The organism is Pseudomonas sp. 30_B (assembly GCF_017491605.1).
Lineage (GTDB): Bacteria > Pseudomonadota > Gammaproteobacteria > Pseudomonadales > Pseudomonadaceae > Pseudomonas.
Map to the genome: position 1 here is coordinate 1 of NZ_JAFGYY010000038.1, position 12,551 is coordinate 12,551.

At 66.2% G+C, this 12,551-nt stretch carries 9 protein-coding genes; 7 read left to right on the forward strand and 2 right to left on the reverse strand.

Going from position 1 to position 12,551, the window contains the following annotated elements; all coding sequences use genetic code 11:
- Positions 1–215: 215 nt before the first annotated feature.
- A complete protein-coding gene (locus J5M67_RS25740; RefSeq protein ID WP_207888277.1) occupies positions 216–1,220 on the reverse strand; it encodes an AraC family transcriptional regulator in 1,005 nt (334 codons plus the stop codon).
- Between the two features lie 356 nt (positions 1,221–1,576).
- On the opposite strand from J5M67_RS25740, the gene J5M67_RS25745 reads away from it, so the two are divergent.
- The 5 genes from J5M67_RS25745 (at position 1,577) to J5M67_RS25765 (ending at position 9,098) form a co-directional block, all read left to right on the forward strand.
- Positions 1,577–2,140, forward strand: coding sequence for an alpha/beta fold hydrolase (locus J5M67_RS25745; RefSeq protein WP_207888256.1), 564 nt, complete (start codon positions 1,577–1,579; stop codon positions 2,138–2,140).
- Positions 2,141–2,273: 133 nt separating this feature from the next.
- Positions 2,274–4,118: a DUF1302 domain-containing protein gene (locus J5M67_RS25750; protein ID WP_207888257.1), complete on the forward strand. Its 1,845-nt coding sequence runs from the start codon at positions 2,274–2,276 to the stop codon at positions 4,116–4,118.
- A 41-nt stretch (positions 4,119–4,159) separates the two neighbouring features.
- A complete protein-coding gene (locus J5M67_RS25755; RefSeq protein ID WP_207888258.1) occupies positions 4,160–5,518 on the forward strand; it encodes a DUF1329 domain-containing protein in 1,359 nt (452 codons plus the stop codon).
- A gap of 62 nt (positions 5,519–5,580) precedes the next feature.
- Entirely contained in the window at positions 5,581–6,645 is a 1,065-nt protein-coding gene (locus tag J5M67_RS25760) for a YCF48-related protein (RefSeq protein ID WP_207888259.1), read from the forward strand.
- Between the two features lie 17 nt (positions 6,646–6,662).
- Positions 6,663–9,098: an RND family transporter gene (locus J5M67_RS25765; RefSeq protein ID WP_207888260.1), complete on the forward strand. Its 2,436-nt coding sequence runs from the start codon at positions 6,663–6,665 to the stop codon at positions 9,096–9,098.
- A 186-nt stretch (positions 9,099–9,284) separates the two neighbouring features.
- Here the strand turns inward: J5M67_RS25765 and J5M67_RS25770 are convergent, their stop codons facing one another.
- Positions 9,285–10,178: a LysR substrate-binding domain-containing protein gene (locus J5M67_RS25770; RefSeq protein WP_207888261.1), complete on the reverse strand. Its 894-nt coding sequence runs from the start codon at positions 10,176–10,178 to the stop codon at positions 9,285–9,287.
- Between the two features lie 131 nt (positions 10,179–10,309).
- Between J5M67_RS25770 and J5M67_RS25775 the strand changes: the two genes are divergently transcribed.
- Both J5M67_RS25775 and J5M67_RS25780 read left to right on the forward strand, forming a co-directional pair.
- Complete coding sequence (locus J5M67_RS25775; protein WP_207888262.1) at positions 10,310–11,389, forward strand: ABC transporter ATP-binding protein; 1,080 nt, start codon at positions 10,310–10,312, stop codon at positions 11,387–11,389.
- 40 nt (positions 11,390–11,429) lie between these two features.
- A complete protein-coding gene (locus J5M67_RS25780; RefSeq protein WP_207888263.1) occupies positions 11,430–12,551 on the forward strand; it encodes an ABC transporter substrate-binding protein in 1,122 nt (373 codons plus the stop codon).

A 12,551-nucleotide genomic window follows, 5' to 3' on the forward strand; every position in this document is an offset into this window, starting at 1 on the left:
ACACGCCGAAGCGGCGCAGAAACACCCAGCCCCAAAACGGCGGATAACGCCTTAGGCGTTATCCGCCCTACGAAGAGCAAGAGCATCGCGGACGAAGTCCGCTCCTACGGGAGTTCAGCGTCCAGCGTAGGAGCGGACTTTGTCCGCGATCCGTCGGCAGGGCTGGCATCAGGCAAGTTCGCGAGCAAGCTCGCTCCTACGAAGGACGAATGCCCTCAGTCCCCCTCCCGCCCCATATGCTCCCGCCGCCAGGCCGCCGGCGACATGCCGTACTGGATGGTGAACCAGCGGGTGAACGAGCTGGGCATCCCGTAGCCGAGCAGGTCGGCAATCCGGCTCAGCGAATAGCGCGGGTTTTCCATGTAGCGCAGCACCAGTTCCCGGCGCACTTCGTTGATCAGGTCGGAGAAGGTCACGCCGTTCTCCTCCAGGCGCCGCTGCAGGGTGCGTACGTTAAGCCCAAGCGACTGGGCGATCTGCTCGATGGTGGCGCGGCCCATGGGCAGCAGCAGGTAGATGGCCTTGCGCACCTCGTTCAGGGTGCTTCCGTCGGTGGCGCCGGGTAGCGAGTCGACGAAGCTGCGCGCATGACGCGCCATGGCCGGGTCGGCCATGGGGTTGGCGGCGTCGAGGTCGGCCGCCGGAATCACGATGCCGTTGAATTCGCTGCCGAATTCCACCTTGCAGCCGAACAGCCGCTTGTGCACCTGCAGGTCGGCAGGCGCATCGTGGGTGAGGTTCACGCTCATCGGCCGCCAGTGCGGGCCGAGGAGGGCGGCGCAGAGGCGATAGAGGGTGCCGATGGCCAGCTCGATGCCCTGGCGCATGGGCATCGGCGGCACGGTGATGATCTCCTCGCGCAGGATCGCGGTCTTGCCTTCCTGGTCCACGTACAGGGCCAGCGATTCGTTGATCAGGTGGCGGTACTGGACGATGGTGTCGATGGCTTCGCGCAGGGTCGCCTGGTGGGTGATCAGCAGGCTGATCACGCCGAAATCGGCGAGCTGGCGCGATTCGGCCATGCGCAGGCCGAAAGTCTCGCAGCCGCAGGCGCGGGCCGACTCTTCCAGCAGGCTCACCACCGGGGTGATCGGCACGCGCTGTTCCGGGTGCTCCAGCATGGACAGGCTGAGCCCCGCCTGGCTGAGCTGTTGCTGGGGGTTGAGGCCGAAGTGGCGAGCCACTTCCAGGTAGTTGGTCAGTGCCGCAATACGAACCATTGGGGTCATGCCGATTGCCTTCTTGTTCTTGTGGCTGCGTCGCGCCGGTGGGGGCTGTCACTAAATGACAGGTGCCGAACCCTCACCGGAGCGCGTATGGCTTGTTCGATGACGACAGATTCTATCGGTGAGTTCAGTAGAGCGTGTACGAAGTTTCGCATATCGACCAGCGTCCTGAGCACCATCGAACCGCCCTAGCTCGCGTAATACGTGGGATTTGGCCCAGGTACAGAGTGCCGGATGACGAATGTGCTGTCATCAATTGCGAAGTGCCTGACGTTCTATGCAAAGCAGCGTAGCCGGGCTGCCTCTACTGTCTTGTCCAACAAGTTCGAAAATAGCTGCAAGGTGACCCGGTGAAACACAACAACTCCACCACCGTCCTCATCGTTCCAGGCCTGCGCGATCACGTGGCCGAACACTGGCAGACCCATCTTCAGGCCCGCCTGCCCAATGCGCGCAGCGTACCGCCGCTGACCGAGGACAAGCTTGACCTCGACGCCCGCGTCGCCGCCATCCAGCACGAGCTGGCGCAGATCGACGGTCCGGTAATCCTGGTCGCCCACAGCGCCGGCACCCTGATGGTGGCGCACTGGGCCGCCCGCCATGACCGCCCGATCAAGGGCGCGCTGCTGGTGACCCCGCCCGATCTCGATGGCCAGTGGCCGGAGCACTACCCAAGCCCGGCGAGCCTCGCCGAACGAGGCTGGTCACCGCTGCCGCAGCAACCCCTGCCGTTTCCGACCCTGGTGGCGGCCAGCGACAACGATCCGCTCGCCACGCCCGAGGCCGTACAGCGCATGGCCGACACCTGGGGCGCAAGCCTGGTGGAGCTGGGCCGTGTCGGCCACATGAACCCTGCATCCGGCTTCGGTGACTGGCCGGAGGCGGACAACCTGATCCAGATGCTGGATCGCTGATCCCTGACAGGAAGTTCACGTTCCGGCGCCTGGCGCCGGGGCGGGCTCGCGTACGCCCTGACGGCGGCGCGGGCGAGGGCCGCGGGACGGGCCCGGATAGCGTCCCGATAACAACAAGAAATGGAGCACACGAATGCACTACCAGAGCAACTCACCGCGGCTGCGCCGCTGCCTTCTCGCCACGGCAATCGTCAGCGCCTTCGGCGGCACCGCTGCCCAGGCGTTCGAACTGAACACCGGCAACCCCGACATCGCCGTACGCTTCGACAATACCGTCAAGCTCAGCTACGGGCAGCGGGTGGAAGCGGCCAACAGCAAGATCGCCGGCACCGCCAACACCAACGACGGTGATCGCAACTTCTCTTCCGGCAGCCCGGTGACCCAGCGTTTCGACCTGCTCAGCGAGCTGGACTTCGTCTATCGCGACAGCATGGGCTTCCGTGTCAGCGCCGCTGGCTGGTACGACAACGCCTACGAAAACGTCGGCTCCAGCAACCCGTTCCCCGGCCAGAAAGGCAACGCCGGCCACCTGGTCACCAAGAACGGCAAGGTGATCGTTCCGCCCGGTGCCAAGCCCGTCACCGACGGCCTGAGCAACTTTGCCGACCGCTACTACAACGGCCCCTCCGGCGAGCTGCTCGACGCTTTCGTCTTCGGCAGCCGCCAGGTGGGTGACGACATGCTGCTCAGCGGCAAGCTCGGTCGCCACACCGTGTACTGGGGCGAGACCCTGTTCAGCGCCGCCAACGGCATCAACTACGGCCAGTCGGCCCTGGACCTGGGCAAGCTGTACAACGTGCCGGGCACCGAGGCGAAAGAGCTGTTCATGCCGCGCAACCAGCTGTCCGCGTCGCTGACGGTGAACCCGGAGCTGACCCTGGCCGCACAGTATTTCCTCGAGTTCGAGAACTCGCGTTTCCCCGAAGGCGGCACCTACATGGGGCCGTACGACATGCTCAACGACGGCGGCAACGTGTTCTGGCTGCCGCTGCCGGCGCTCAATGCCTTCTACGGCGCGCCGCGCGGCCATGACCGCGAGCCCGACAACACCGGCGACTACGGCCTGATGGCCAAGTGGAGCCCGGAATGGCTCGACGGCACCCTCGGCTTCTACTTCCGCAAGACCTCCGACACCCTGCCGGCGGTGCTGGTGGACGCGCCGAACCTGCAGAAGCCGGGTCTGGCCGGCCTGAAGGGGATGAACTACTTCACCGCCTACGCCGACGACATCGACATCTACGGCATCAGCCTGTCGAAGGAAGTCGGCGGGGTGAGCGTCGGCATGGACCTGAACTACCGCGAGAACATGCCGCTGGCGAGCAACTTCACCACCGTCAACTCGACTCTCTACAAGGCAGCCCAGAAGGGTCTGATCAACGGCGCCAACCTGATCGGCTCGCTGCCCAGCGACGGCGACACCGGTCTGGCCCGCGGCAAGACCTTCCACGTGGTGCTCAACGGCCTGGTGACCTTCGGCGCCACCCCGCTGTGGGACGCCTCGTCCCTGGCAGTGGAAGGCACCCTGACTCACCTGGTCGAAGTCACCGAAGGCGAACAGACCTTCAAGGGCGACTCCAGCTACCACGGCGTGGACAAGGTCACCCCCAATGCCTACGCCATGTCCGCCAACTTCACCCCGACCTGGTACCAGGCCTTCCCGGGCGTCGACCTGTCCATGCCGGTGGCCTACAACGTCGGCCTGCACGGCAACTCGGCGGTGCAACTGGGCGGCAACGAAGACGCTGGCAGCTACTCGGTCGGCGTGGCGGCGGACTTCCATCAGAAATACCGCGTCGATCTGAAGTACGTCGACGCATTCGGTCCCTTCGATACCTGCGAAAGCGGACACGACAACAACACCCCCGGGGCTAATGGGCAGTACCAGTGCATCCCCGGGCAGATCACCTCGCAGGGCGGCCTCGCCCCTCTGCTGAAGGACCGCGGCATGGTGACCGCGTCCCTCAAGGCGACCTTCTGATTTCACCCCAGGCTCCCTACCCGGAGCAGGAGAAAAACAGCATGAACCTCAAACCTACCCTGATCGCCACGGCCCTCGGCCTGGTCCTCTGCGGCGCCGCTCATGCCGCCGTATCGCCCCAGGATGCCGCGCAGCTGGGCTCCACCCTGACCCTGGTCGGCGCCGAAAAGGCCGCCAGCAGCGATGGTGCGATTCCGGCCTACACCGGTGGCCTGACCAGCGCCCCGGCCAGCTTCAAGGCCGGCGACAGCATGCGCCCGGACCCCTTTGCCGGTGAGAAGCCGCTGCTGGTGATCGACGGCAAGAACGTCGACCAGTACAAGAACGAGCTGACCGCCACCACCGTCGAGCTGGCCAAGCGCTACCCGAGCTTCCGCGTCGACGTCTATCCGACCCACCGCACCGCCGCGCTGCCTGATGCGGTGCTGGAGAACAGCAAGAAGAACGCCGTCGCCACCCAGTCCCTGGAAGGCGGCACCGCGATCGACAACGCACTGCCGGGCGTGCCGTTCCCGATTCCGAAGACCGGCGCCGAGGCCATGTGGAACTTCCTGCTGCGTTACCAGGGGGTGAACATCAAGGCCAAGTACGACTCCTGGAACGTCGACTCCTCCGGCAGCGCGAACCTGGCCACCACCGGCCAGGCCTTCATCAACTACCCGATCTACGAGAACCTCACCCAGCCGGTGAAGGGCTCCGAGGTCTACTACCAGATGAAGCTGTACTACAGCGGCCCGGCCCGTCGCGCCGGCGAGGCGATGATGCTCAAGGACGCCGCCAACCCGCTGCAGCAGCCGCGCCGTGCCTGGCAATACCTGCCCGGCCAGCGCCGCGTGAAGCTGGCGCCGAACCTGGCCTACGACACGCCGAACCCCGGTATGGCCGGCGCCGGCACCTACGACGACGTGTTCGTCTTCAACGGTGCGCTGGACCGCTACGACTGGAAGCTGGTGGGCAAGCAGGAAATGATCGTGCCGTACAACACCTACCGCCTGACCTACACCAGCGACATCAAGCCGGTGGTCACGCCCAATCACCTGTCGCCGGACTACGTGCGCTGGGAGAAGCACCGCGTGTGGGTCGTCGAAGGTACGCTGAAGTCCGGTGCGCGCCATATCTACGCCAAGCGCCGCTTCTACCTCGACGAGGACAGCTGGGTGGCTGTTGCTTCCGACCAGTATGACGCCCGTGGCCAGCTGTATCGCGGCTCCTTCGCCTTCCTCAGCCAGAGCTACGACAAGCGCATCCCGGACGCCACGCCGTTCATGATCTACGACCTGACCGCCGGCTCCTACAACATCAACGGCGTCGTCGGCCCGTACGGCGGCATCACCTACATCGATCCGCTGGCCGCTACCCAGTGGTCGCCTGAAGCCCTCGCGGGCAGCGGTATCCGCTAAGCGGATGAGTCCGGTCGCGGCGGCTCACGAGGCCGCCGCGCCTTTCCCACCGAGGTAGCCGTATGCAATTTCCCTTCAAGCTCGCCCTGGCCTCCGCCGGGCTGGGACTGGCGCTGCTCGCCGGTCACGCCGCTGCCGGCGAATTCGTCGACGTGCTGGACCTGCCCTCGCAGCCCACCGCCCTGGCCATGAGCAGCCCGCTGGCGGCCATCGCCCGCGCCGACAAGCGCCTGGTGGTGGTAGGCCAACGCGGTCACATCCTGTATTCCGACAACGACGGCAAGGACTGGCGGCAGGCCGAGGTGCCGGTCAGCTCCGACCTCACCGCCGTGCGCTTCCCCACGCCGCGCGATGGCTGGGCGGTGGGCCACGACGGCGTGGTGCTGCACAGCGCCGACGGCGGCGAACACTGGACCCGCCAGCTCGATGGCCGCGCCATCGGCCAACTGATGCTCGATTACTACACGGCCCACCCCCAGGCGGATAACGAAACCCTGCTGGAGCAGTCGCGGCGCATGAAGGAGGAGGGGGCCGACAAGCCGTTCCTCGACCTCTGGTTCCGCAACGCCCAGGAGGGTTTCGTGATCGGTGCCTTCAACCTGATCCTGCACACCACCGATGGCGGGCGCAGTTGGGAGCCCTGGAACCATCGCATCGACAATCCTCAATCGCTGCACCTGACCGCCATGTCGGCGGTGGGTGGCGAGCTGTTCATCGTTGGCGAGCAGGGCCTGCTGCTCAAGCTCGACCCGCAGGGCCAGCGCTTCGTTGCGCTGAACTCGCCCTACAAGGGCACCTTCTTCGGCGTGCTCGGCAAGCCCGGCCTGCTGTTTGCCTACGGCCTGCGCGGCAACGCCGTGCGCAGCGTCGACGGCGGCGCGATCTGGAGCGAGGTGGCCACCGGCCTGCCGGTCAGCCTCACGGCGGCCAGCGAGGGTGGCGATGGCGGCCTCTACCTGTTCAGCCAGGCCGGCCAGGGGCTGGTCAGCCATGACGGCGGCGCCACCTTCAAGCCGCTGACCCTCGCGCAGCGCACGCCGGTCAGCGGCGCCCTGGTCAGCGCCGACAGCCTGCTGCTGGTCGGCAATCGCGGTCTGCAACGCAGCGCGTTGCCGCTCTCACAATAAGAAAGAGACAGCCTCCTATGGTCGACCTCAAGCAAGGGCAGCTGCCCGTCATCAGCGATCTGCGGGACTTCGATGCGCACAGCGGCAGCCTGCTGGAGCGCCTGGTGTTCAACCACCGGATCCTCTTCATCAGCCTGATCGCCGTGGTCACGCTGCTGCTCGGCTGGATGGCGGTGACCCGCCTGGAGATCAAGCCGAGCTTCGAGAAGATGATCCCCCAGAGCCATCCCTACATCCGCAACTACCTGGACAATCGCGGCGCGCTGCGCGGCCTGGGCAACTCGGTGCGGGTGGTGGTGGAGAGCCGCGACGGCGACATCTTCGCCCCGGCCTACCTGGACACCCTCAAGCAGATCAACGACCAGCTGTTCCTCAGCCCTGGCGTCGACCGTGCCTGGATGAAGTCGCTGTGGTCGCCGGCGGTGCGCTGGACCGAAGTCACCGAGGAAGGCTTCCAGGGTGGCCCGGTGATGCCCGACGGCTATGCCGGTGACGCCCCGAGCATTGCCCAGCTGCGCCAGAACATCGCCCGCGCCGGCATCGTCGGCAGCCTGGTGGCCAACGATTTCCGTTCGAGCATGCTGGTGGTGCCGCTGCTGGACCACGACTCGGCCACCGGCAAGGGCATCGACTACCGGCAATTCTCCCATCAGCTCGACGCGCTGCGCCTGAAGTACGAATACCAGGGTGACCAGCGTGCCTTCGAGGCCGGCGAACCGGGCAAGGGCAACGTGCGCATCCACGTCATCGGTTTCGCCAAGCTGGTCGGCGACCTGATCGACGGCCTGGTGCGGGTGATGATGTTCTTCGGCCTGGCGGTGGTCTCGGCCTTCGTCATCATCCTGCTCTACACCCGCTGCCTGCGCAGCAGCCTGCTGGTGATCGTCTGCTCGCTGCTGGCGGTGATCTGGCAGCTGGGCCTGATCGCCTGGCTGGGCTATGCGCTGGACCCGTACTCGATCCTGGTGCCGTTCCTGATCTTCGCCATCGGCGTCTCCCACGCCACGCAGAAGATGAACGGCATCATGCAGGACATCGGCCGCGGCACCCATCGCCAGGTGGCGGCGCGCAACACCTTCCGCCGGCTGTTCCTGGCCGGCGTCAGCGCGCTGCTCTGCGACGCCGTCGGCTTCGGCGTGCTGATGCTGATCGACATTCCGGTGATCAAGGCCCTGGCCATCACCGCGAGCATCGGCGTGGCCGTGCTGGTCTTCACCTCGCTGCTGCTGATGCCGGTGGCGCTGTCCTTCATCGGCGTCAGCCCGCGTGCCGCCGCTCGCGCCCTGCGCGAGGAACACCAGGAAGCCCGCGAGCAGGGCCTGGGCCGGCTGTGGAGCCTGCTCGACCGCTTCACCGAGCGCCGCTGGGCGACCATCGCCCTGGCGGTCGCCGCGCTGATCGGCGCCGGCAGCTTCATGGTCAGCCAGCACCTGAAGATCGGCGATCTCGACGCCGGCGCGCCGGAGCTGCGCGCCGACTCGCGCTACAACCGCGACAACGCCTACATCACCAGCCACTACGCGCTGTCCAGCGACCTGTTCGCGGTGATGGTGAAGACCCCGGCCGAAGGCTGCCTGAACTACAAGACGCTGATCCTCGCCGACCGCCTGGGCTGGGCCTTGCAGCAGCATCCAGGCGTACAGGCCACCGTGTCGCTGGCCGACGCGGTGCGCCAGATCACCGCCGGCACCTACGAGGGCAACCCCAAGTTCGCCAGCCTGCAGCGCAACCAGGACGTGCTCAACTACTCGGCCCAGCAAGCCTCGGTGAACACGCCCGAGCTGTTCAACACCGAGTGCTCGGTGATGCCAGTGATCGCCTTCCTCAAGGACCACAAGGCCAGGACCCTGGAAGAAGTCACCACCATCGCCGAGGACTTCGCCAAGGCCAACAGCACGCCGGACCGCCAGTTCCTCCTCGCCGCCGGCAGCGCCGGTATCGAGGCCGCCACCAACAGCGTGGTGCACCAGGCCAACCGGACCATGCTGCTGTACATCTACGGCGCGGTCAGCCTGTTCTGCCTGATCACCTTCCGCAGCTGGCGCGCAACCCTGGTGGCCATGTTGCCGCTGGTGCTGACCTCCATGCTCTGCGAGGCGCTGATGGTGTTCCTCGGCATCGGCGTGAAGGTGGCGACGCTGCCGGTGATCGCCCTGGGCGTGGGCATCGGCGTGGACTATGCGCTGTACCTGCTCAGCGTGCAGTTGCAGCTGCAACGGGCCGGATTCCCGCTGGCGATGGCCTACCAGCAGGCCGTGATCTTCACCGGCAAGGTGGTGGCGCTGGTGGGCGTGACCCTGGCCGCCGGGGTGATCACCTGGGCCTGGTCGCCGATCAAGTTCCAGGCCGACATGGGCATCCTGCTGACCTTCATGTTCCTCTGGAACATGCTCGGTGCGCTGCTGCTCATTCCGGCGTTGTCGCACTTCCTGTTGAACGACCGGAAGGGCTGAGATACCCCTCGGCTCATCGGAGTTCGTTCCTGCGTGGGAGCGGACTCCGTCCGCGATTGGCTCTTTGCCCGGCTGTTCGCGGGCATGGCCCGCTCCTACATGGACGGCACCGATACCAACCTGCAGGAGCGGGCCATGCCCGCGATGCCGCCCGAGCGCAGAGGAATATCCGGCTCCCGCAGTTCCTCAATCAAACGCCGGAATCGCCTCCAGCTCCCGCAGCAGCCAATCCGCGAACTCCCGCGCCAACGCTTGGTTGCCATGGGGCGGGATGATCAGGAAGTAGGGGTGGGGCGCCGGGAAGTCGATGTCAAACAGGCGCACCAGCCGCCCCTGGTGCAGCTCCTCGCCGGCCAGGATGTGATCGCTGATGGTCACGCCGCCGCCGGCCAGGGCGGCGCGGATGGTCAGGTAGGCGTCGGGCAGGAAGACGTTCTGCCGCGCCTGCAAACCGGGCACGCCGGCGGCGAGGAAGTAACGGCTCCAGTCGAAGCCGTCGTCCTCGTGCAACAGCACCTGGCGCGCCAGGTCGCGGGGTTTGCGCAGGTGCTCGTGGGTGTTTAGCAGGCGCGGGCTGCACACAGGGAAGTAGCGGATGTCGCCCAGCGCAGCGAAGCGCTGGCCTTCGATGTGCGTCTCGCCAAAGGAAATCACCATGTCTACCTGGCCCAGGTCGCTGCTCATTGGCAGCAGGTGCAGGGCGACCTCCTGGTAGTTGCGCAGGAATTTCTCCAACAGCGATGACACCCGCGCCAATAGTGCCGGGGCGCAGGCGATGCGCAACTCGCCGGCAGGCTCCTCGGTGGGCAGGGCGCGTCGGATGTCGCGCAGCTGGTCGAAGGCACTGCTGATCTGCTGGCTCAGCTGGCGCCCGGCTGGGGTCAGCTTGACGCCCTTGCCCTGGCGCTCCACCAGCGCCATGCCCAATTCTTCCTCGAGCTTCTTCACCTGGTGGCTGACCGCCCCGTGGGTGACGTGCAGTTCCAGCGCCGCGCGACTGATGCTGCCCTGGCGGACCAGCGCCTCGAAAGCGCGCAGGGCGATGAGCGAGGGCATGCGAAACGCACTGTTCTGACGCATGAAGGACCTTCTTCGGTGAATTTGACTAACGATTCAGATGGAAATCTATTGAATTGTCGTTAGTTAAATTTGCACAGAAGATGAGCCCAAGCCAACACCGATCAACAAGAAAAAACGGCTGGAGATCCGCCATGCAGCATTTCGTCGACTTGCTCGGCCTGGGCAAGCGCTACGGCAACCTGCAGGTCCTGAGCGACCTCAGCCTGAGCATCCGCCAGGGCGAATTCCTTACGCTCCTTGGCCCGTCGGGCTCCGGCAAGAGCACCACGCTGATGATGCTCGCCGGCTTCGTCGAACCCAGCGCAGGGCGCATCGAGCAGGACGGCCGCGATATCACCCACCTGTCGCCGGACCAGCGCGAATTCGGCGTGGTGTTCCAGGGCTACGCGCTGTTCCCGCACATGAGCGTGGCGCAGAACGTCGCCTACCCGCTGCGCATCCGCAAGGTGCCGGGCGCGGAGAGCGAGCGCCGGGTCGCCGAGGTGCTGGAGCGCGTCGGCCTGGCCGGCATGGGCGAGCGGGGTATCAGCCAGCTTTCCGGCGGGCAACAGCAGCGCGTGGCGCTGGCACGCGCGCTGGTGTTCAAACCGAAATTGCTGCTGCTCGACGAGCCGCTGTCCGCCCTCGACCGCCGCCTGCGCCAGGAGATGCAGGGCGAACTGGCGCGCATGCACAAGGACTTCGGCACCACCTTCGTCTTCGTCACCCACGACCAGGAAGAAGCCCTGGCGCTGTCCGACCGCATCGCCGTGTTCAACAAGGGCCGCCTGGAGCAGGTCGGCACTCCGCGCGAAGTGTACGAACGCCCGGCCAGCCGCTTCGTCGCCAACTTCCTCGGCGACACCAACCTGCTGGAGGTGGGCGTGGTCGCTCGCGAAGCCGAAGCCACGCTCTGCGATTTCCGTGGCCAGCACCTGCGCGTGGCGCACGCACCCAATACCGGGCAGGGCGGCAAGAGCTGGCTGGCGGTGCGCCCGGAGCACATCGACCTTCGCCCGCTGCAGGACGCCGGCCGCGACAACGGTCTCTGCGCCACCGCCGGCGCGGCGACCTACCAGGGCGCCCACGTCAACCTCGAACTGACCCTGGAGCAGGGCGATCGCCTCGACCTGCGCCTGCCGGTATCGCACCCGCTGCTGGGCAACCTGCGCAGCGGCCAGCGCTACTGGTGCACCTGGTCGCCGCAGCACTGCCACCTGTTGTCCGCCTGACACACGCATAACGAAAACAAACGATCGGGGAGCAATCACCATGAAAGAACGCCAGGGCTTCATCGAAGACGCCATCGAGATCGCCGCCGAGAAGGGCGAGCGCACCGGCATCAGCCGCCGCGATTTCAACCGCAGCCTGCTGCTGCTCGCCGCCGCCAGCGCGCTGCCCTTCGGCGCCGGTGGCCGGGCGTTCGCGGCGGGCGGCAGCCTGGTGCTGGCCAACTGGGGCGGTGATGCGGTGCCGGCCTTCGAGAAGAGCTTCGGTGGCTTCGACCAGGCTTCCGGCCTTGCTCTGAAGGTGGACGGCAGCGGCCCCACTGAGGGCGCGCTGAAGACCCAGGTGAGCAGCGGCGCGGTGCGCTGGGACGTGTGCGACGGCGAGATGTATTCGTCCTACCGGCTGGGCAAGGACAAGTTCCTTGCCCCCATCGATTTCGGCATCGTCGACAGATCGCTGATCGGCTACGGCGACGTGCATGACTTCGGCCTCGCCAATTACACCTACAGCTACGTGATCGGCTACGACCACGAACGGTTCGGCAAGAATCCGCCCAAGTCCTGGACCGACTTCTGGGACGTGAAGAAGTACCCGGGCAAGCGCACCCTCTACAAGTGGATGAGCGCCAACCTCGAATGCGCGCTGGTGGCCGACGGCGTGCCGCCGGAACAGCTCTATCCGCTGGATGTGGACCGCGCCCTGCGCAAGATCGAGGAGCTGCTGCCGCACATCGCCACCCACTGGTCCACCGGCGCCGAATCGCAGCAACTGATCCGCGACGGCGAGGTGAGCCTGGCGCAGATGTGGCACACCCGCGCCGAGCTGGTGAAGAACGACACCGCCGGCAAGATCGACTGGAGCTTCGACGGCGGCATCGTCTCGCCCTCGGTATGGATGGTGCCCAAGGGCAACCCGGCCGGCGCCAAGGCGGCCATGGACTTCATCGCCTACGCGCTGCGTCCGGAGGTGCAGGCCAGGCTCATGGAGGTCTACAACATGGGCCCGGTGAACTTGAAGGCCAACGACCTGCTCAGCGCCCAGCTGCAGGCGATCAACCCCACCGCGCCGGACAACCTGAAGAAACAGGTGTCGCTGAACAACAAGTGGCACGCCGAACACTACGGCGAAACCCTGGAGCGCTACCTCGCGCTGATCGGTGGCTGA

Coding starts and splice junctions, on each gene's coding strand:
- J5M67_RS25775 (WP_207888262.1), top strand. CDS start 10,310: ATGCAGCATTTCGTCGACTTGCTCGGCCTGGGCAAGCGCTACGGCAAC.
- J5M67_RS25780 (WP_207888263.1), top strand. CDS start 11,430: ATGAAAGAACGCCAGGGCTTCATCGAAGACGCCATCGAGATCGCCGCC.
- J5M67_RS25770 (WP_207888261.1), bottom strand. CDS start 10,178: ATGCGTCAGAACAGTGCGTTTCGCATGCCCTCGCTCATCGCCCTGCGC.
- J5M67_RS25765 (WP_207888260.1), top strand. CDS start 6,663: ATGGTCGACCTCAAGCAAGGGCAGCTGCCCGTCATCAGCGATCTGCGG.
- J5M67_RS25755 (WP_207888258.1), top strand. CDS start 4,160: ATGAACCTCAAACCTACCCTGATCGCCACGGCCCTCGGCCTGGTCCTC.
- J5M67_RS25760 (WP_207888259.1), top strand. CDS start 5,581: ATGCAATTTCCCTTCAAGCTCGCCCTGGCCTCCGCCGGGCTGGGACTG.
- J5M67_RS25750 (WP_207888257.1), top strand. CDS start 2,274: ATGCACTACCAGAGCAACTCACCGCGGCTGCGCCGCTGCCTTCTCGCC.
- J5M67_RS25740 (WP_207888277.1), bottom strand. CDS start 1,220: ATGGTTCGTATTGCGGCACTGACCAACTACCTGGAAGTGGCTCGCCAC.